This is a genomic window from Vibrio sp. OPT46 (assembly GCF_015163535.1).
Taxonomy (GTDB): domain Bacteria; phylum Pseudomonadota; class Gammaproteobacteria; order Enterobacterales; family Vibrionaceae; genus Vibrio; species Vibrio alginolyticus.
The window spans coordinates 36,592-57,439 of sequence record NZ_JADDYG010000127.1 but is presented as its reverse complement, the minus strand read 5'-3'; the positions used below and the strand labels follow the sequence as shown (position 1 = coordinate 57,439).

General features: G+C 40.6%; 20 protein-coding genes and 1 pseudogene. 13 read left to right on the top strand and 8 right to left on the bottom strand.

Translation table 11 applies throughout. From position 1 onward, the window contains the following. Window positions 1-457: 457 nt before the first annotated feature. From ushA to IQR33_RS05655, 3 genes are read right to left on the bottom strand one after another with little or no spacing between them, the layout of a single operon-like run. Window positions 458-2,029, bottom strand: coding sequence for a bifunctional UDP-sugar hydrolase/5'-nucleotidase UshA (gene ushA, locus IQR33_RS05665; RefSeq protein WP_140184410.1), 1,572 nt, complete (start codon window positions 2,027-2,029; stop codon window positions 458-460). Window positions 2,030-2,031: 2 nt separating this feature from the next. Beyond that, complete coding sequence (locus IQR33_RS05660) at window positions 2,032-3,168, bottom strand: esterase-like activity of phytase family protein (RefSeq protein WP_193837294.1); 1,137 nt, start codon at window positions 3,166-3,168, stop codon at window positions 2,032-2,034. A gap of 44 nt (window positions 3,169-3,212) precedes the next feature. Beyond that, window positions 3,213-3,941, bottom strand: a complete 729-nt coding sequence (locus IQR33_RS05655; RefSeq protein WP_140184408.1) for an oligogalacturonate-specific porin KdgM family protein — start codon at window positions 3,939-3,941, stop codon at window positions 3,213-3,215. Window positions 3,942-4,224: 283 nt separating this feature from the next. On the opposite strand from IQR33_RS05655, the gene IQR33_RS05650 reads away from it, so the two are divergent. The 10 genes from IQR33_RS05650 to IQR33_RS05605 all read left to right on the top strand — a co-directional run bounded on the left by IQR33_RS05650 (window position 4,225) and on the right by IQR33_RS05605 (window position 15,215). Continuing rightward, complete coding sequence (locus IQR33_RS05650) at window positions 4,225-5,031, top strand: outer membrane protein OmpK (RefSeq protein WP_140184384.1); 807 nt, start codon at window positions 4,225-4,227, stop codon at window positions 5,029-5,031. Window positions 5,032-5,166: 135 nt separating this feature from the next. Further along, window positions 5,167-6,180, top strand: coding sequence for an IS110 family transposase (locus tag IQR33_RS05645; protein WP_193837295.1), 1,014 nt, complete (start codon window positions 5,167-5,169; stop codon window positions 6,178-6,180). Between the two features lie 411 nt (window positions 6,181-6,591). Next, window positions 6,592-7,335, top strand: a complete 744-nt coding sequence (locus tag IQR33_RS05640; RefSeq protein ID WP_140184386.1) for a GntR family transcriptional regulator — start codon at window positions 6,592-6,594, stop codon at window positions 7,333-7,335. 100 nt (window positions 7,336-7,435) lie between these two features. Beyond that, window positions 7,436-8,422, top strand: a complete 987-nt coding sequence (locus IQR33_RS05635; RefSeq protein ID WP_193837296.1) for a BMP family lipoprotein — start codon at window positions 7,436-7,438, stop codon at window positions 8,420-8,422. A 68-nt stretch (window positions 8,423-8,490) separates the two neighbouring features. Beyond that, window positions 8,491-10,023, top strand: a complete 1,533-nt coding sequence (locus tag IQR33_RS05630; RefSeq protein WP_193837297.1) for an ABC transporter ATP-binding protein — start codon at window positions 8,491-8,493, stop codon at window positions 10,021-10,023. Continuing rightward, window positions 10,013-11,146, top strand: a complete 1,134-nt coding sequence (locus tag IQR33_RS05625; protein ID WP_193837298.1) for an ABC transporter permease — start codon at window positions 10,013-10,015, stop codon at window positions 11,144-11,146. The genes IQR33_RS05630 and IQR33_RS05625 overlap by 11 nt, the downstream gene beginning before the upstream one ends. A 1-nt stretch (window position 11,147) precedes the next feature. Then, window positions 11,148-12,143: an ABC transporter permease gene (locus IQR33_RS05620; protein WP_140184390.1), complete on the top strand. Its 996-nt coding sequence runs from the start codon at window positions 11,148-11,150 to the stop codon at window positions 12,141-12,143. After that, window positions 12,143-13,204, top strand: a complete 1,062-nt coding sequence (locus tag IQR33_RS05615; RefSeq protein WP_193837299.1) for an ADP-ribosylglycohydrolase family protein — start codon at window positions 12,143-12,145, stop codon at window positions 13,202-13,204. Before IQR33_RS05620 ends, IQR33_RS05615 begins: the two co-directional genes overlap by 1 nt. Before the next feature lies 1 nt (window position 13,205). Then, window positions 13,206-14,294, top strand: a complete 1,089-nt coding sequence (locus IQR33_RS05610; protein ID WP_140184392.1) for an SIS domain-containing protein — start codon at window positions 13,206-13,208, stop codon at window positions 14,292-14,294. Window positions 14,295-14,303: 9 nt separating this feature from the next. Further along, complete coding sequence (locus IQR33_RS05605; protein ID WP_140184393.1) at window positions 14,304-15,215, top strand: carbohydrate kinase family protein; 912 nt, start codon at window positions 14,304-14,306, stop codon at window positions 15,213-15,215. 421 nt (window positions 15,216-15,636) lie between these two features. On the opposite strand, the gene IQR33_RS05600 is transcribed toward IQR33_RS05605, so the two are convergent. Both IQR33_RS05600 and IQR33_RS05595 read right to left on the bottom strand, forming a co-directional pair. Then, window positions 15,637-16,548: an alpha/beta hydrolase gene (locus tag IQR33_RS05600; RefSeq protein WP_054577219.1), complete on the bottom strand. Its 912-nt coding sequence runs from the start codon at window positions 16,546-16,548 to the stop codon at window positions 15,637-15,639. A gap of 371 nt (window positions 16,549-16,919) precedes the next feature. Continuing rightward, window positions 16,920-17,267 carry a winged helix-turn-helix transcriptional regulator gene (locus tag IQR33_RS05595; protein WP_086587258.1) on the bottom strand — a complete coding sequence of 116 codons (348 nt, stop codon included), beginning with the start codon at window positions 17,265-17,267 and terminating at the stop codon, window positions 16,920-16,922. Between the two features lie 193 nt (window positions 17,268-17,460). Here IQR33_RS05595 and IQR33_RS05590 point away from each other — a divergent pair, with 193 nt between their 5' ends. The 3 genes and pseudogenes from IQR33_RS05590 to IQR33_RS05580 all read left to right on the top strand — a co-directional run. Continuing rightward, the gene (locus IQR33_RS05590) at window positions 17,461-17,868 is read left to right on the top strand and encodes a YybH family protein (RefSeq protein ID WP_086587259.1); all 408 of its coding nucleotides are present in this window, start codon (window positions 17,461-17,463) and stop codon (window positions 17,866-17,868) included. Window positions 17,869-17,913: 45 nt separating this feature from the next. Further along, window positions 17,914-18,174, top strand: a complete 261-nt coding sequence (locus tag IQR33_RS05585; RefSeq protein ID WP_086587260.1) for a hypothetical protein — start codon at window positions 17,914-17,916, stop codon at window positions 18,172-18,174. A gap of 9 nt (window positions 18,175-18,183) precedes the next feature. Continuing rightward, window positions 18,184-18,768 (top strand): annotated as a pseudogene (locus IQR33_RS05580) (IS5 family transposase); the annotation flags it as partial. A gap of 89 nt (window positions 18,769-18,857) precedes the next feature. Here IQR33_RS05580 and IQR33_RS05575 read toward each other — a convergent pair. The 3 genes from IQR33_RS05575 to IQR33_RS32375 form a co-directional block, all read right to left on the bottom strand. Next, window positions 18,858-19,154 carry a PAAR domain-containing protein gene (locus tag IQR33_RS05575; protein ID WP_010446907.1) on the bottom strand — a complete coding sequence of 99 codons (297 nt, stop codon included), beginning with the start codon at window positions 19,152-19,154 and terminating at the stop codon, window positions 18,858-18,860. 9 nt (window positions 19,155-19,163) lie between these two features. Further along, complete coding sequence (locus IQR33_RS05570) at window positions 19,164-19,727, bottom strand: DUF6931 family protein (RefSeq protein WP_077282309.1); 564 nt, start codon at window positions 19,725-19,727, stop codon at window positions 19,164-19,166. After that, a partial coding sequence (locus IQR33_RS32375) for a type VI secretion system Vgr family protein (protein ID WP_228013777.1) occupies window positions 19,727-20,848 on the bottom strand: 1,122 nt, incomplete at its 5' end. The genes IQR33_RS05570 and IQR33_RS32375, both read right to left, overlap by 1 nt.

The following is a 20,848-nucleotide window of genomic DNA, read 5'->3' as shown; positions in this document are numbered from 1 at the left end:
CCAACTCCGTTATTTGAATTTTTCAATTGCAAAACGGGACGTACCATACATTTGTCCAAAGGTGTGCCGGCGGGGCATAAAACACGAAAATGCCCCAAAGTGTGCCAGCATATTCGAAACTCTCACCAGTCAAAGTGAACATTTGACTAAAATTTTCTAATGCTTTATTTCGTAAAAAGTATGTCATTAGATCTCGTGTTTTAATTCGGCTACGTTCCTCTGTTAACTACTGCTAAAGGTGGATAACACGCTGATGCATATTATAATAAGTGTTTAAATAGAAACGCTTGTATGATTAGTAAGACAATGATTTTTAAGAGTTAAGTATCTTAGCAAGAGATAAAGGGAATGCAGTCTTTAAATCAACTTTTGTAAGAATAACGATAGGAGATATAAATACGCGATCACTGATCAAGTGTAGTGACCTTACGCTTGTGGACCGCGTATTAGCAGGTGGTTATTTCTGAATCAAAAACTCTTTCAATACATCAGCATCAACATATCCGGTATCGATGAAGCTTGGGTGGGAATCCAACTTAGGATAGTTGTCTCCCCCTCGTGATGCATAGCTTGGGAGAGATAGCTTATAGGTTTTTGAATTGACGATATCTTTGCCGTTAATTTGGATAGTGCCATCAGCTATTGTTAGGTTGCTACTGTGTTGTACATAGCCGCCTGAACCTGGTGTCTTAGCTAATACATCAGCTAAATAGGCTTGTAGCTCTTGCCCAGTTAGCTCTACTGTTACAACCGTGTTTCCCCAAGGCAGTACTTTAAGCACATCACGATAGGTGACTTCGCCTGCTTCAATGCTGTCTCGCACGCCTCCAGAGTTCATTATCGCCAGAGATGCATTAGTTTTCACCATCATGGAATCAGAAATCGCTTGACCTAAATTTGTTTGGTGATAACGAACTTGATCTCTATCACCAATAAGTCTGGCGGTTGAATCAGCCACTTTATAGTTGATCAGGCTATTGCCTTTATCAAAGTACGGCTTTAGTAGTTCCTCTGTTTCTACATCTTGTGGGATTTCTTCTTCATAAAGGACATATTCACTCTTTCCATCAACCTTTACTTTGTGCTTTAAGTTAATAGGAATTAAACGATAACTTGTTAAATTAACGCTATCTCCTTTAATCACGAAATCAGCACGTCCTACGAATCGTCCCCATTCTTGAGCTTGCATGATCCAAACATCGTTCTTTTTATCTGGCCAACATTCATCTCCAGGTTTAAAGCTATCTTTCTTCATGAGATCAATTGAATAGCACACAACATTTTGGGAGTGCCCCCCAATGATTGCGTCTACGGTGCCTGGTGGCAAACTTTGTGCTAACTTAACATCACCGTAAGCATTAGACCCATGGTTACCGTTCTCATAATGACCCATATGGGTTAAGCCAATGACGACATCTGGCGATGACTTGTCTAATTCACTTTTAATATTCAGAAATTCATCTGCTGGATCCGTCATGCTATACATATTTTGTAATGATGACGAACCAACTCTGAGTGTATCGGTTGTCGTTAGCCCTACAACAGCTACTTTTAAATGATCAAAGTTAAAAAGTTTATAGGGAGCAAAAAGGCGAGCGTTTGTTTTCTTATCGTAAATGTTTGCAGAAAGGAATGGCACTTGAGACCAGATCTGCTGCATTCTCATGACGCCATATGGCACATCAAATTCATGATTGCCTACTGCCATGGCGTCATAACCTAATTGCTTCATTCCTAGAAAATCTGGTTTTGCATGTTGCATATCAGATTCAGGTACGCCAGTGTTGATATCCCCACCAGATAGCAGGAGAACTTCTCCACCATTGGACTTTACTTCTGCTCTGATCGAGTCTATTAAAGATTTTCGTGCAGCCATGCCTAATTGGCTATTATTATCTTTCCAAAAACGTCCATGATGGTCATTTGTATGAAGGATAGTCAGGTGCTTTTCTTGAATCTGTTCTGCGAAAGAAATCCCGGAATATAACAGTCCAAAGCAACTTAAAGCAGCGAGTAATTTAGGTGTCATAATTAGTCCTCCAACCCAGTCAGTGACATCAGCACTAATTGAGTTTTTTGGTGAGGTTGAAAGTTATTATCTGCGGCAAACAATAGAGTGTCTTTGCCGTTAACTTTTGGTCCGAACGCTAACCCTTCATAATTCTGTTGGCTTTCAACAAAATCACCAAAGTTGAAAACAAGCTCTTTGCTAGCTGGAGTGATTGGATTTGGCGCATCTTTAGCACTAATGTTTTGAGTACCTAAGATATTCGTTGCTTTTGACAAGTCAGCTTTAAAAACATTAACGTCGAAATTGAAGCAGCAGAATCCTTCTTTAACGGCATAACCGTTACGTTCAACAACGAGTAACTTATTATTGTTGATCGCTAAAATTTCTGAGATACCATTGTCATGGATGCCGAAGTCGCTTTGAACATTAATGCGGTCAACGATATAGGTATATTCAGAAACTAGCTTCAAGTTGGAATTTTTATCAACAGCGAATTTTAAAATTCGGGCTGCTGATGGTATTTCTGTTGTGGAAACCGAGCCGTCTTGTGCGAGAGCCGACTCTGTAGCGACAAATAGTGTACTACCATCTGGCGATAGGCTCATTCCTTCAAATGATTGGTTTTTGCGGAGACCTGAAGTTTTACCATCACCTAGAAAATAACTAGGAAGTAGTGAACTGAAGTCTTTAATAAATTTTCCATTGGTATCGGTGTTGATCAAAGTATGGCTACCTTCAGAACCCCACACTAGGCTACCATTTGGTAGTAATACTATGGATTCTGGGTCTTTCTCATTCGCGCCATAAGGAGTATTTTTGTCGTTCTTTAAGATGACTGTCTCGTTGATACGAATAGAAGAATAATCCTTTGAGAAAGAGCCTTTGTAGAAACGACTTAATCCTTCATCGGGTCTAGAGCGAGAGTCGGTCAAGGCGATAAAATCAGTAGGAGATGTCATGACAATATCTGAAACCCCGCCAATCTCTTTGGTTTTTATATCTGCCTCTGAAGTACCTTTTACTGTGTGGTTGTCTAAAAGTGTACCTGTGGGTAAGTCATAAGTATGTAGCAAAGAGACTTCAGTAGTAGCTAAGGCATTAACAGAATAAAAACTTGAGCCGATGGCGAGAGGGTAGAGTATGTGAGAAAATTTCATAAAATCTTCCTTTTAGAATACGATTTATTAGACTTAAAGTTAAATTACCAAGAATAAGTTAGGCCTACACGGTAGCGGAGTTGGCGCTCATCTGTTGTTTTGCTTGCTCGTTTATCGGCTAAACGGAAGTACGGCTCCCAAGAACCAAGTTTGTAGCCAACTTTGAGATCAAGTGCATAGTCTTTTTTACCATTGTTCCAAGTGATGTAATCGTTGTCGTAGTAAACACCATTAAAAGTAAAACGTAGATCTGTACCTTCAGGGTTATATTTTAACCACACATCGTATCGTTCGTTGTTACGATCCGTATTGCCGTATGCTTTTGAATCACTTGTTGCTTTATCCATGTCATAGCGGTATCGGCCAGACAAACGCCACTCTCTAGAAAAATCGTAACCTACAGTCATACCGAATTCGTAAGTTGACCACCATTTGCTGCTGTCTAACCAAAACATTGGCTCTAGCCAAAATTTCTTATCATCTAGAGGCTTGAATTTGTAGACGATACTGAGGCCCATACCGTTATTGGTAAAGCTAGAAGGGTCCCAAGCGTTCTCTTCACCTTCATTCGTTGCGTATCGAAGTTCACCCAAAACGCCGATGCCATTACTAAAAAAATTTCCCATCATAACTCGGTCGTAATGTTTGGCATCTTTATCTAAATATTCGTGACGATAGTCGATGAAACCATGAGGCCAACCATCAGCAGTTGCAAAAGAACTCACTGCGGTTGCACTCAGGGCTAAGAAAGACACTGCTAAATTGCGATTCATAGAACACTCCTTGATTGTATTTTTTGTTTCTTGGTATTGGTTCGGACCAATTTTCATTATAGATTGTTATCTTTTATTAGAGATAAAATCAATATTGTTTATGAAACCTGTACGAAAAGTGTGATTTTGCTCATTAAGTGAGCATTTTTCATTTTAAACTAATTAAAGTTTGTCTTGTTTGGGGGTTGAATACGATCGTTGTCAAAAATTTGTATCTTCAAAGTTGTCATTAAAATTTTTTGTGAAATTATTAAAGGTACGTACCAATATAGTGAGACGAAAAATGAAAAAAAATCTACTTTTAGCTACTTCTATTGCTTTGGGTTGCGCTATGCCCGCTATGGCTGCTGATTATTCTGATGGCATCTATAAAAATGATCACCGCTGGTTCAAGTTCAACTACATGTATGCGAACAATGAACTGCCTGGCGAATCAAATCATGATTACATTGAACTTGAGTTTGGAGGTAAGTCAGGGATCTTTGATGTTTATGGTTACTTAGACTTGTTTAATCCGTTTGATAAGAAGAGTAGCGATAAGTACAACGAAGAAAAAATGTTTGTAAAAATCGCACCTCGTATGTCAATCGATGGGTTAATTGGTAAAGATTTGTCAGTTGGTCCAATTAAAGAGTTTTTTGTTGCAACAGAGCTATCATCTGGTGGTGGCGGTCATGCCGTTGGCTATTCACCGTATGGTGGATTAGTTGGTTTAGGTGCTGATATTGAAGTGCCATTCATGGGCGTCATGGGGTGGGCGCTACAAGCCAAGTATGATATCAACACACGTGATTTTAATGGTTATCAAATTGGTACTGCATGGTTTAATCCACTAGTGCATTTTGATAATGGTTCTTTCATCGCTTACCAAGGTTATGGTGATTTTTCGTTTGGTATGGATGACAGCGATTCTGCAAATAACTCAGCGACCAGTGCTTCTATGTTCAACGGTATTTACTGGCATAATAACAAATTGTCAGTTGGTTATGGTCTGAAGTTGTTTAAAGATATGTATGGATTAAAAGATGGTGGCTTCGCTGGTAAAACTACAGGATTCGGTCACTACTTTAGCGTGGGTTACAACTTCTAATTTTTAAACCGTTTACTCTCAAAGCAATGCAGCCCTTTAAGTTAAATCTTAAGGGGCTTAATTATATGGTCCGCCTCACTCTCAAGCTCTTAAGCTCTTAAGCTTAGAGTAGGCTCTCAGAATGAGGTGAACCATATGTCTTCTATTCATATTTTAGGTATCGACCTAGGTAAACATTGCTTCCATGCTATCGCACATAACCGTTGTGGCGTGGAGGTGTTTCGTCGTAAATTTAATCGCAACCAACTCTTAATCTTTCTTAGTAAAATAGAACCAACAACTATTGCTTTCGAAGCTTGTGGCGGTGCTTATTGGCTTGCTCGAAAGTGTGGTGAACTTGGTCATCAGCCCCGACTTATTCCTCCTCAGTATGTTAAGCCTTATGTCAAAGGCAATAAAAACGATTTCATCGATGCTTCAGCGATCGCAGAGGCTGCGAGTCGACCGACCATGAGGTTTGTAGCTGTAAAAAGTGAAGAGGCTCAAGTCATCGCAGCGATTCATCGAGTCAGAGATAGTTATATCAAGGAGAGAACTGCCACTATGTCGCGGATCGGAGCGATCTTACTTGAGTTCGGCCTTAGCTTTCCCAAAGGGCATGCAAAGATGAAGTCTCTGTTTCAATGGTTAGCAGAACAAACAGTATCACTACCAAAAAGCTTGCTATGTGAATTGACATCTATCCACGAACATTACAAGTACCTTAATGAACAAATCAAAACTCAAGATAACAAGCTTCAAACTATTGTTAATAACAATGAAAGTGCTCAATTATTAAAAACTATCCCTGGGATTGGCGATCTTACCTCCACATTATGTATTGCCGATGTAAGCTCTCCGAGTAACTTTACCAATGGCCGTGAGATGGCGGCTTGGTTGGGGCTTGTGCCAAGGCAATTCTCAACGGGAGGAAAGACCAAGCTACTTGGTATGAGTAAACGAGGAAATAAACACCTCAGAACTCTGTTTGTCCACGGGACAAGAGCTGTACTCTCTAGACTAGAGACAACAGGGAAAGTGTTTGGAGAGTGGCTTGTGAACCTACGAGCCACCAAACCATTTAATGTAGTGGTAGTCGCATTAGCCAACAAGCTAGTGAGGATAGCTTGGGCGGTGTTATACCACCGCCAAGCTTTTAAGGCTGTTTAGCTATAACCAAGTTTGCAACGCCAATGAACGTGATGACAAAAACGGTCAATCGGCCAGATTAAGAACCTGACACAAAAAATAGCAATCAATGCTTTGGGCTTTTTAAGGATAATCTGGCGCGGATATCATCGTGGAGCTGGGAAGCTAGTGCTCCCAACAAGGACTCCGAATACATTAGCGCAAACCAACTCCGTTACTACTTAATTGTAGTTGCAATTACGGGGCGGACCATACATTTTTTGTGTGCTTTATCTGCTGTGTTCTTCGCTTCCACCATTTGTGTGATCTAGTTAAAGAAATAAGCTATCCGACAATAAAGCGTTTGATTGGTACGTACCATTTGATGTATTTTGGTTTTATCAACTGACCTTAGTTACAATATGCTCCTAATTTATGGAGGAGACCAAAGACATGTCAGAAAGTGGAAAAGTGGCGAAGTATGTTTTATTAGCCCAAACGCTCAAGCGTAAGATAGATGAGGAAGAGTGGGTTGAAGGAAGCGCTATTCCTACTGAGCGTGATATTAGCGAAAATTTTGACGTGAGCCGTTCCACCGTGCGTAAAGCGATTTTGCTGATGACGGAGGAAGGTTACTTAAGAAGTGAGCATGGAAGTGGCACCTTTGTGATGCCTCGAATGACAAGAGAGCACCTATATTCGCTGCATAGCTTTAGTGATGACATATCTTCGAAAGGAGAGATCCCAAATCAACAAATTTTGGAAATGGTTGTAGTAAGCCCGACTGACTTCTTAAGAGAAAAATTGGGTTTGCAGGCTGGCAGTTCAAAAGTGCAAAAAATTAAGAGATTGCGTTTTTCCGGTACTACTCCAATCGGTATCCATACTGCGTTTTTGCCTTTAGGAGATATGAAAGCTTTAACCCAAGAAGAACTGCTAGATTCAAAAAGTCTATACCGACTAATTAAGTCAAAATGGAACTTAAAACCGGTTGAAGCCGTGGAATCAATTAGTGCTCGGCTACCATCACCTACTGAATGCAGTTTATTAGAAATACCAGCAAACGAAGCATTGATAACTTGTTGCCGCATAACATTTTCGTCGAAATATAAACCGATGGAATATGTTGAAATGGTTTATCCATCAAGTAGATATAACTACAAAATTAGAATAAACCGAAGTTCATTCCAATCGTAACAAAAACTTCTGAATGGAGAATATTATTATGTTCAAACTCAACGCTTATACCAAGTTCATCGGTGGTGCCGTACTTGCGTGTGGTCTTTCATCTGGCGCAATGGCTAAGGATTTTAGTGCTGTTTACTTTGTTCATGGAACGCTAGGTGACAAGTCTTTCATGGATTCAGCCCAGCGTGGTATGGATATTGTGAAGAAAGAACTGGGTGTCAAAACGAAAACGGTTGAAGCTGGCTTAGACAGCACACAGTGGGAAAGCTCCTTCCGCGACATCGTTGAGTTTGAAGATTATGACGTTTATATCGCTGTAACCTATCCAATGGCTTCGATCGTTCAAGAGCTTGCACAAGAATATCCAGAGAAAAAATTCGTTCTCGTTGATGCGACTGTTAACTACGATGCATGTTCTAACAAATGTGACAACGTATATTCATTACTGTTCAAACAAAATGAAGCATCATACTTAGCAGGTGCTTATGCGGCAGAAATGACAAAATCAGATGTAAGTCTGATGAACAAAAAGTCTAAAGTTGTAGGTATTGTCGGTGGACAAGAAGTTCCTGTAATTAAAGATTTTGTCGTCGGTTTTGAACAAGGCGCGAAAGAGATAGATCCAGAAACGAAAATTTTAGTGCAATACGCAAACAGTTGGACAGACCCAGCTAAAGGAAAAGAAATTGCTAAGGCACTATATGGTCAAGGAGCGGATATTGTGTTCTCTGTTGCAGGTGGTACTGGTCAAGGTGTGTTTGAAGCTGCGGCAGAAAGTAATAAATATGCGATTGGCGTTGATGCCGACCAGTCTCAGCTACTTCAAGAATCAAACCTTAAACAAGCAAGTTTAATTTTGACGTCTGTATTGAAAAATGTAGATGCTGGTCTGTCTTTTGCCTTAAACAAAGCATATGAAGGTAAACTTCAATACGGTATCGCAGAATATGTTGGTGTGAAAGAAGGCTCTGTTGGATTGGCTAAAAATAACGTTTATAAGCAAGCAACTCCAAAAGATATTCAAGTCAAAATTGATGCAATAGAAAATGATATTATCAACGGGAAAATAAAAATCAATTCTGCATTTAAACACTAAATTTTAAATACATATTAATAATAAAACCTAATAGCCACAGTACTGTGGCTATTGAATCGGTACGCCTTATGAATGATTTTTTAATAGTAGATAATATATCTAAAACGTATGAAAACGGTGTGGTTGCGAACTTAGATATTAGTTTTACCGTAGCACAGGGTGAAATGCATGCTATCTGTGGAGAAAACGGCGCTGGTAAAAGTACACTAATGAAAATGCTGTACGGCATGATTAAGCCAAGTAGCGGTTCTATATACTACAGAGGCAATAAACTAGATTTAAATGGTCCTAAAGAAGCAATTGAATTTGGTATTGGAATGGTTCACCAAGAGTTCATGCTTATTCCATCATTCACTGTTGCTGAAAATATTACGCTAGGTAACGATATTTTAAATGGCAACTTACTAGATAAAGAAGCTGCTATTGAAGTAACCAAGCGTCTTTCTGAAAAATATAATTTCCAAGTTGACGCTGAAGCTACGGTGGAATCTATCCCTGTAGGGATGAGACAGCGTGTGGAAATATTAAAAGCACTCTATCGCGGTGCTGACTTACTTATCCTCGATGAACCTACTGCTGTACTTACACCTCAAGAGAGTGAAGAACTATTTGCTTCGTTAAAGCAGCTTACTAGAGAGCAAGGAAAGTCGATTATCTTTATTACTCATAAACTTAAAGAAGTGACCTTCGCGTCTGACAGAATTACAGTTATCCAACATGGGCGAGTTACTGGTGGTTACGACACGAAAGACGTTAACGAAGAACAAATCGCGGCTAAAATGGTCGGTCGAGAGATCGTAACGCAATATGATAGACCTGCTGTTAAACGAGGTGCTAAAGCACTTGAAATTAAAAAACTAAATTATACCGACTCCGCAGGAATCCCAAGACTAAAAGGCTTAAATCTAGACCTTTATGAGGGCGAGATTTTAGGTATCGCAGGTGTTGAGGGTAATGGTCAAACTGAACTAGCTCAAACCATTGTAGGTTTAAGCCGAGCAAACTCAGGTTCTATCAAGTTTTATAACCAAGAAGTTTTAGGACTTACACCAAGACAAGTTCGAGACTTAGGTATCGCACATGTTTCAGAAGACCGCAAAGGTGATGGCACTGCGGGTGACGCTTCTATCCGAGACAACATTATCATTGATAGATTTCATCACAGAGCATTTGGCAAATTAGGTTTAATTAACATGAAATTTGCCAGAACTCACATAGATGAATTAATAAAAAGATTTGATATCAGATGCCACAGTCAAGAAACAGCAATCGGCTCTCTTTCTGGCGGTAACATGCAGAAAGTTGTTATTGCACGTGAAATATCTTCTGATCCAAAAGTACTCATTGCTGCTCAACCAACACGTGGCGTAGATATTGGTGCTTCGGAATTAATTCGAACTGAATTGTTGAAACTAAGATCAGAAAAAAAAGCCGTTCTTTTATTTTCTGCCGACCTTGATGAAATACTCTCTATTTCAGACAGAATAGCTGTTGTTTACAAAGGTGAAATTGTGGCTGTTCTTGATAATAAAAATATAGATGAAAAAGATTTAGGTCTTTATATGCTTGGTTTAAAAAAGGATACATCTAATGAATATTAAGTGTGTATTTGAAAACAAAGTGATTAGAGAACTATCCAGAATATTTACCGTAGTATTCGCAGCAATATTAATCGGTTTTATTATTACTCTATTTATTAGCGAAGATGCCTTCGGTGCGTTCAAAATTTTATTGACTGGTCCTTTCCCTAAAATTTCATTTGCTGATGGTGCGTTGCACTTAAAAGGAATGAGTCGTACGGGATCTTGGTTGATTGACTTCACGACATTAACACTACTTGGGCTTTCTGTTTGCTTAGCTTTTAGAGCACAGCAGTTCAGTATGGGGGCGGAAGGTCAATTATTCCTTGGTGCTTTGGTGTCGGCTTGTGTGGCTATTTATATTGATGGTCCAAGTTTTTTTGTTATTCCATTAGCTTTGGTCGCAGCAGCAACAGTTGGGTTTCTTTGGGGACTAATACCTGGATACCTAAAAGCGTACTTGAATGCTAACGAAATCGTAAGTACGTTGATGTTAAATGCCATTGCTGTGCAGCTATATAGATATGTCCTCGTGTATTACATGAACGACCCAAGTGCAGGTTATATCGCTTCTCAGACTATACCAGAAGCTGCGAGATTATCTTATATCTTGGATGGTACTCGCCTAACGTCGATGTTTTATATCATGGTTGCTGCTGTAGCATTTGTGATTTTGCTTGTATATCGCTCTAAGTTTGGATACCAGCTAAACATCATCGGTATTAATGAGCGTTTCGCTAAATATGGTGGTATTGCTACTAAGCGTATCGTCATGCTTACGTTTGCTGTTAGTGGTGTATTTGCTGGATTAGCTGGCGCTCACATGGCATTGGGTGTTACGAGTCGATTGAATTTGTATCTTGCTCCTGGCATTGGTTTTGAAGGTATTGTTGTGGCTTTACTTGCTCGTAATGACCCTCGTCTTATTCCACTTTGCGCACTGCTTTATAGTTATCTACGTGTTGGCTCTCAAATCATGGAGCGAAGCACAGACGTGCCACGTGAAATTGTTTTGATTATTCAGGCATTAATTATTCTTTTTGTCATGGTTGAACATATTAAGCCGTTTGCAATTCGTCTATTAAATAAAGTTAAGAGTAATAAATTAAAAGTAATTGCTCAATTTGAAAATAAAGGGGTTTAATATGTTTGAATTAGCATTTGAAGCCATATTCTCGTTTGCATTTTTAGCTGCAACATTAAGAGCAGCAACACCACTTATTTTAGCTACCATGGGTGGGTTAATCACTGAACTTTGTGGCGTAATTAATATTGCTTTAGAAGGACTGATGCTTATCGCCGCGTTTTTCGGGGTTTTGTTTGGCGCATACTTCATGGTGTGGTTTCCAGAACTTACATGGTTTGCTCCTTGGTTTGGTATGCTTTGTGGTTTGCTTTCGTCAATAGTTTTAGCTTGGGTATTAGCATTCTTTCACCTTGAGTTGGGAGGCAACTTAATCCTATCTGGTATTGGTATTAATGTTTTGGCAGGTGGTGTGACTGTATTCCTTATGTTTATTTTAACTGGGGATAAAGGTTCTACAAGTACATTAATTAGCCCAGTACTTCCGTTATTGGAAATCCCGGTTATTAACCATATCCCACTATTAGGTGATTTACTGAATTCTGATACAGGTGAAGGCTATAACGTAATTACTTATTTGGCATTCGCTAGCGTAATTGGTGTGAACATTCTTTTATACAAAACCCGCTTAGGTAAAAACTTACGTGCAGTGGGTGAGAATGAAGAAGCTGCTCGTTCAGTGGGTATTGATGTAAAACGAGTAAAGTATAAGTCCATTCTATTAAGCGGTTTGTTCGCTGGACTTGGTGGTATTTATCTCAGCATGGGTTACTTATCGTTCTTCCAAGCCAATATGACCAATGGTCGTGGGTTTATCGCTCTTGCAGCTATCTATTTAGGCGCTAAACATCCGATAGGAGCTATGTTAGCAGCATTACTGTTTGGTGCGAGCGCAGCATTAGAACCTCGACTCGCTCTATTTGAAATTCCAAGTGAAATTGTCGCGATGATCCCTGCGATCGTTACGATTAGCGCCTTAATTATCCACAGTCTTCATAACAAAAGAAAACAACAAAAACTTGCACAAAAAATCCATAATTTAGAAGGAACAGTTTGATGTCTAAAGAGAAAATTATTTTTAACAAAATTAAAGGTTCATTAGCTGCTGCGGGTATGGGTGACGCTCTGGGTGCGCCAACAGAGCTATATTCAATTGATGAAATCTTAACTAAATATGATGGATTGCTAGAGAAATTCGTAGAGCCACCAAAAGATACATTTGCTGGTGATTTAAATGGCGTTAAAGGACTTATTACGGATGATGCTAGCCAAATGTATGTTTTAGCGGAAGGTATCATCAAAGCAGGCAGAGATAATTTCACGAATAAAGATTGGGTAGACTGCTTACTACGTTGGGCTGACATGCAACCTTATGCGAACTACAAAGGTCCAACGACAGAACTTATCGTTAAGGCGCTAAAAGAAGGTACTCCAACCAATATGATTGGTCGAATTGGTACTTCAGAACGTCAAGCACCACAAGTTGGCGTTACTAATGGTGCGGGCATGAGAGTTGCACCTGCTGGTTTAGTTTATCCTGGCAACATTGAGGCTGCATGTGAACTGGCGCTTAAAACCTGTCTTCCTTCACATGATACAAATATTGCAATTGCATCAGCATGTGCGATTGCCGCTGCTGTGTCTGAAGCGATGACTGAGAATGCGACAATTGCATCTATTCTGGACGCTTCGCTAAAAGGCGCTCGTATCGGCGAAGAATTGGCTAAAAAACATGCTCGTGTCGTTGCAGGTCCAAGTATTGAAATGAAGATTCAGCTTGCAATCGATATCGCAAGACAATGTACCGATACAGTTGAATTCTTGCGAAAAATCGAGGGTTATGTAGGTAACTCGGTTACTGCCCATGAATCTATTCCTTGTGCTATGGGGATCTTTGCCTTTACTAAAGGCGATGTAATGAAGGGGGTTATTGCATCAGCTAACGTTGGTAACGATACAGATAGTATCGCAACGATGGTGGGTTCAATTGCTGGTGCTTTACATGGCTTTGATGCTTTACCTGTAGATATGTATCAGGAGTGGTTAGAGGTAAATAATAAAGATTTCGACATCGAAGGTATTGCTACAGGCTTAACTGAAATCGTAGTCGGAGCATAGAGTGAAAGACTTATGGTTAAATGAGAAAGAGGCAATTATGCCTCTTTCTGCTACGAAACATGAGATTGACGGTATACCTGTCGCGATTCGAGATACTGTTTCGAATTTAACGCAAATACGCACAGTTAGTTTTGCCCTAGAGGGTATAAAGAAAATCATACTTATTGGAAGCGGCGAATCATACATTGTTGCTAAAATGGCTCAAGCTTCAGCGAACTTGCATAGTGGGATCACTGTAGAAGCAGTACAGTCTTATGATTTTGTTGCGTATGAAGAATATCAAGCGGCGAACTCCGAAACACTTGTCATCGCTATCACTTCTAGTGGTAGATATTCACAAGTAATCATTGCTCTAGAAAAGGCGATTATCAACGGATTTAAAACAATTGCATTAGTTAACGATGCGGCTAAATGGTCTCGCCCTATCCGCCCTACATATATCATCTCAACGTTAGCTAGTAAGCGTGGTATGCCTACCCAAAGTACGGTCTGCTCTTTCATTGCATTATTAAATCTAATTTCGTTTCTAGATAACAGAAATGGTCTTACAAAAGAGTTTGTATTGGAGTTAGTGGATACGCCGAAAATTATCGAAAGGGTTCTTTCTAGGACAGAAGCTTTCTTCAATGAAGAACTCATTGATTTAATGATTCACGCGGCTGGGTGGACATGCTTAGGTACTGGCTATAGCTCGTATATAGCAGAAACTATGGCTAATTTATTGGCATGTGGTCCAATGATTGAGGCGAATGCAATGCCAACTGAAGAGTATCACCACTCTTTGCGTATGTTTTTACCTCAGCGCGGAAAGTTATTCTTTATCTTTGATGAGGATTCACAAGCTACTGAGCTTACACGCTCAACAATAACAGACTTACTTAATGTTGGCGCAAAGGTATTGCTTATCCATCAATATGAAATTGATGAAGCTTTCTTAGACTCTAATAATTTCATCAGCTTTAACTACCGTACAGAAGAGTCTTTCAGTAAAGAACATACAAGCATTGAATTAATGTCTATTGCACAGATGATAGCTTTTCTTATGGCGAAAAAAGCCGTTGCGAATGGCTTGGTTCGCGCACAAATTTGAGGGAAACCTATGAAACGATATGATGTATTAGCGGTAGGCGATGCAAATGTTGATATGACATTGAAAGTTGATCGTTTACCTAAACAAGATGACAAAGTTTTAGGTATTAAAATTGCGGAGCAAGTTGGGGGGACTGTCGCAAATAGCGCATGCGTCTGCGGTTCTCTTGGCCTAAAAACAGCAACCTTAGCGCGAGTAGCGGACGATAAACATGGCATCAAAGTCTTAGATGAATATGTTAAGTACAATGTTGACTTGAAGTTTGTGCTTCAACCGAAGGGCTATGAACAGAGCACTGCAATTATCATGCTTGATGACTCTGGTGAGAAATCATTGATATTTGTACCTTCAAGCAGCTATGAATTTATTGAAGAACTAGTGGTAGTCGCAGTTGCTAGCAGTCGATACCTTTACACTATGCCTGGAAATTTAGAAAAGTTTAAAGAGCTGGCGAAAATTGCAAAAAATAGCTCTACAAAGGTAGTTGTTGATATTGAACCTACCATAGTCAATGATGATGGCGATTTAAACATAATTTTAACGGGTGCCGACTTAGTTTACTTCAATCAAGATGGTTTTAAGAAAGCGACGGGGCAAGACGCTTCTAAAGATGCCTTGATGTCGATGGTGGAAAGCTATCAACTTGATGGTGTAGTTGTCACGCTAGGTAAGGATGGTGCTATTGCTTTTGTAAATGGTGAGTATGATTCCTACCCAGGTTTTAATGTGCCAGTAGTAGATACAACTGGTGCAGGGGATACATTTAACGCTTCCTTTTTATATACCCAAATAAATAAGATGCCACTGCGTTCAGGACTTGAGTTTGCGTGTGCTGCTGCTGCAATCAGCGTTGGCTCTGTCGGTCCGAAAGGAAACGTTCCTACTTTAGAAAAAGTGGCTGAGTTCCTTACGTCAAATTGATAATTCAAAATATTTGTAGTAGGTGCTGTCTATTATACCTAAATTGGCATTTGCCAAGGTCATTCGGGGGAGTGACCTTTTTTGTTGAGGTACGTTTTAAGATGTATTTGCACCAGTCAGTTTTCTTTAAAGGGGCAAATTTGCACATAAACGGTACTCACTTAAAAGCTCTACTTTTTACTGACAGATTCATCGTTCCATAGTTTTTCTAATCTGAATGTCACAACTTCAGATGCTGAATCTAAAACACTTTTGTCCAGCTTCGAGCTAGCTACCTCTGGCTAGTTCAACTCGCACCAAAGCTTGTTGCACTTCGATTACGTTTCCGATAGTCAGCTAGTTTTGATATGCAAAAGTAATGTGTGGCAAAACGCAAGACCTTACCCCATTTCTTTTCCATTTCTTTTTCTTCCTGTGCTAACTAAGTTCGTTCTAACCATGCTCGAATCTGTTTGATAACGGCTGGTATCTCACTTTCTCCTCGCTGGTTTTGAAAAGCGTGATCCAAACCAGCGAGTAACACAAACGACACGTTCGAACGCGACTGCATCAGTTGCTCTGCTTGTCGTTTCGCCTGATCAGGTGAAACGTTAATGTCTCGCTCCGACTGCAAAATGAGAATGTCGGCACTGACCCGTTCAAGTATCGTCCTTTGGTCTAACGTCAGCATCTCTTTCCACCAAGCAAAACCATGGGAGCTCATATTGATGTCCATTGTTTCAGCGCTTACCACGGCTTGCTGAAAACCCAAGAAACCATTTTTTGCTTCTATCAAGGCTTCCGATGGCATAGTTTGCTCCATATTATAGAGAACATCATCAACGAAGAAGCGCCCACCAGCGTTCAAAGACACTAAGCTATCAACCGATGGAACTTGTGACGCGACCATGGCGGCAACTACGGCCCCTTCACTCCCGCCAAGTACAATAATGTGCTCATAATTACTCTCGAGTCTTTCGATCACTTGTCGGTAGTCTGCCGTGCGCTGTGTCGGTGAATCCTTTTGAATGTACGCTGTCGGGCAATCAGGGCTATCGCCATCGGGATTCCACCTGATCGCTTGGTTTAGCCCGTATTTCTCTACCGTGAGTAAATCAGCCTCTGGCGCCGTTTGAGAAAATAGGTCATTAATCGTCGTGCTGTGGGAGACGCTATTGCAATCAGAGCCTTGCATGATAACCAACAAGGTATTACTCGGATTTTCCGCCGTTTTGGTGAGGTAATAAATTAACGATGAGCCATCTTGCCGCTCGATACTATGGATAGTAGAAGACGCTTTGGCGACGCCAACAATAAGTAGCGGTATTACTAGAATTATCCGAATCAGGCCCATTTCAATCCCTTAAAATTAATATATAAGTTAAAATTTTCACCTTTTGAGCACCGCGAATCGGTAAAGTTCATTGTGCCTTTAAGATTCTGAATGGAGTGGTGACCTAAAGCTTAACCAGCGTTGTTGTCCAAGGACGTTCTGAAGCCAATCTCGGCAAACACGACTCTGCCCCAAAACTATTTATCTTTTGTTCACTTACATTCTATTAGTGTGTACTAGTCTTACTAAAAGTTATCCGAATGGCAAAAAGGAGCAAGTCTGAACTCCTTTATTTAAAATCCAACTCTTAGTTGAGGGTAACGCTGAATGAGAAAAGAATCGTTCAAGTAGTAATAGCGCCAAAAGATAGAGGATGGGTATTCAACACCTAATTACCTCGAATCCCAGTCGTCCGCTTTTTGCACAATAAAATTAACTATTTGTGCAAACTCTTTTCCTTTATGTGTTAAGCCATAGTTTACAGTCACTGGTATAGTATCTTCTTGCCTACGCCATACAAAGCCATACTGTTGAAGCAGCTTCAAACGTTCTGTGAGCACTTTACTTGAAACCAACGCTAACTGTTTGCGAATTTGTCCAAAACGCATTTCATCACTTTGACCCAAAAGCCAGACGATATGAGCTGTCCACTTCGTGGATATCAAAGTTAAATACTTATCCACGCTACAGTAGTCATTGGGCTGTACTTGATGACCCACTACCTTTTTCGTCACTTTCATAAATAATCCATACTGCTCTTATGCATTAGTGATCAGTCTAATGTTCAAGCTTACCACAAACCATTAGTTACCTTTGTGTAACTAGTTACTTTTTAGTAGCTAATTTTAATTAGTAACCAAGTTCATTATTGTTATCAAACCAGCAACGCACCAGTTGGGTTTACATTGGCACAGTAATAATCAAGGACTAATTATGCGATTTATTTTACTTTTTCTCCCTATTTTCTCATTTGGCCTACAAGCTACGGAATATGTCAAGCCTCAAACACCTGGAGAGCTTCACGCTCTTTTTGGACAGTATTTTGCCCAGCACGATTTAGAAGGTTTGAGCACTCTCTTTGATAAAGATGCAGTACTCGTCCTCGATAAAGAGGGTAATCAAGCCAAAGGTCATGACGAAATAAAAGAGGTATTAAAAACATTCATGCAAGGTGATGTGGAAATAGTGACAAAAAGTGTATCTATCCACATTAATAATGACGTTGCCATGATTCGCACGGAGTGGGAGATATCAAATGCTATGACAGGAACAGCTCTTGAAGTTATGCGCTATGTAGATGGTGGCTGGGTTTACATTATAGATAACCCCAACGGATTTTAGTTTAGAAATTAGGCGAATTTAAACAAATAAAATAGGTAACAACTTATGAAAGCAGTGCAATTAAAAGCATTTGGTGGCATCGAAAACCTAGTTACTAGTGAAGTAGAAAAACCAACCATTACTTCAACACAAATTCTAATTAATACACTTTTTTACGACACTCATACAAAGAGCATTATCGGCTTCTACTTAGGATTCGAGCCACCAAGCTACCTCTTGGTCTCATTAGCACTTGAAAAAGCTTTGTTGCTGAAATTGAATGAGCTAAATCAGAATCTTACGATCAGATCAGGGACATTCACTTAATTTAATTTCATGCAAATCCCTCGCTATAAAACCACTAACTGGCGCAAGTACAATAACTCACTCATCACCCGAGGTTTACTCACGTTTTGGATTGATGAAGAAGCGATAACTGAGTGGAAACAACCTTAGCAGGATGGGCGTGGTAGACCACGATTGTTTAGTGACCTAGCTATCACAACTGCTTTCATGATAAGCGCATTTTTTCCTTACATTTAAGGGGGTTGCAAGGCTTTATCGACTCCGTTTTTAGATCGGCGAATGTTCCATTGGTTGGTCCCCACTATACTTGCATAAGTCGCCGATCTAACGATGTTGAGGCTTGCTTTAAAACCTCTACACGAGACACTATTCAGCACCTAGCCATTGATGCAACTGGACTCAAGGTATATGGTGAGGGCGAATGGAAAGTGAAAAAGCAGAAACCGATGGTAAGCGTAGAGTCTGGCGTAAACTCCATCTTGCTGTTGATTCCTATACTCATGAAATTATCGCAGCGGAGCTGACATTATAAGGTGTGACAGATGCGGAAGTACTCCCCAATCTACTCAAACACGCAGAGTCATCAAGGCGATCTCGGGAGATGGTGCATGCGATTTAGCTAGCGTACGCTCATAAACTAAATTCAGCAACAAAGCCTGTAAATTGTGCGGTTCATCTGCCTATTTAACTTGAGTGAAATGTGATTACCCACCAATCAATACGGTTGGCATCCCCATCACTATAGTTCCGCCATGGGCAGTTAGATCGCCCATGCGCGCCGCGGGCTTATTGTTAATCAGTACGGTTGCACTTCCTTTAACAACACTATCTGGTGGGCCGACACAAACACATATTTGCCCTAGAGTGGCGGCTGGTAGGTTGCCGATCAATACTGTTGTTGGAAGTGGGAGTAATGGCCCGCCTACGTGAGGTATTGGCACCACTGCTGGTGTTTGCATCGGGCACATGTGCATGTCTGTTGCTCTGGCTGCTGGTAGCATGTTCTTTCCCTATTGTTGACCGTTCCCGCCAGAGGCGATGTTTAGACCCATTTCTACAAACTGTTGATAGCGTTCTTTTGCTTCTTCACCGTCAGGTAAGACTGCTGAAAGGTTAATGCTTCCTGCGACCGCTTGCGCGTACAAGTATGGGGGAGGGGGAACAGCAGGATCCTCTGGCTTAATCATACTGCCACCACTCCAAAAAGCCGCTTGAGCTGCCCATCCTGCACCGGTTTCTAATCCCGCTTTTTCTGCCATTTGTTCTGCAAAACGGCGGCTTGTTTCATCAGGTGTATAAACCCAAGCCTTTGCTGCGCGAATGGCATTGGCTTCGTCTTCTATCCAGTGATGCAGAGAGGCGGCGCAGGTTACGCTCCACCAAATGGATTCACGAACTGGGAGAGCATGTGCAAGAAAAGTTACAGCATCGGCAAACAGCTCTTGTTCCATCGCCACAGAAATCAAATCGATAGGCGTAGTGTTTGCATCTGCTAACTCTGCGAATGCAGCATTTGGCTCGTAGACATTTAAGATGTCTTGCGCGGATTGGTGGGGAACCTTTATCAACATCATCAATTTACCTTTGTAATTGCGCCTTGAATTTGCACCATGGCCCCGGCTTTTATCTGTGTCATGGCGCTGCCATTAACCGATACCAACGCTGCTTTTACATCGGCCTTACCTTGGCCTTCAATATTGATCATTGCGGCTTTCATTTCTGCTTTTGCTTTACCTGAAACAGAGACTTGAGGAGCGTCGATCTTAATACCACTAGCGCTGATCTCGATTTTACTCGCGCCCACTTTGAGTTCGATCTTTGATTTACCGCAGATCGACACTTGGTTGCCATCAACGCTGACTGTCGATTTAGCCGCAATATTGATGTTGGAAGCAGCACTGAGGTTTAGATCTTTATCACTGTCACCCGTCCAGTTGTCTTTACTTTTGGCGGTAAGCGTTTTTTCACTTTCGACTTGTATATCTTCTTTAACGTTTAAGGTGGCACTCTTCTCAACTTGGGTCTTTTTCATGCCTTTAATTGTTGACTGGCTGTCGTTATTTACGTCCAGTAGCCAATCTTTTTCAGCATGTAAGTACACTTGTTCTTTGTCTTTTTGATCTTCAAAACGCAGTTCGTTTCCTTGCTTGCTGCTGCCCTTAGGCGTTGAACGAGTTTTGATGCCATTTTGAGTATCCGAGCTGAAAGGGGCTGAGCTGTTTTTGTTGTATAAAGAGCCGGTCACGATAGGGTGATTGGGATCACCATCAATGTATTGCACAATCACTTCATCACCAATGCGTGGTGTGAACTGAGAACCGAACCCCTTACTGGCGAACCCTTGTGATACTGGCAGCCAACATGAACTGTTTTCGTCATTTTTGCCGCTTCTATCCCAGTGAAATTGCACTTTTACTCGACCCAATTTATCTCGGTAAATCTCTTCTCCCTTTGGCCCGGTGACGGTTGCTGTATGTAAACTATGGACACGCGGTTTATCTAATATCTCTGGACGAAAGACTAGTGATGAAGGGATGCAAGAAAACTGATTCTGATAAGCGACGTCGTTTTTCGATTCTTCTTTGGATATGCGATGTGATAGATGAGTGACGATGTACTCTTGGTTCATTGAACCGAGAGGATGGTTCGTTAGAACAAATTTATAGCCACAAGCTAGCGTTGCTAAACTAGATGA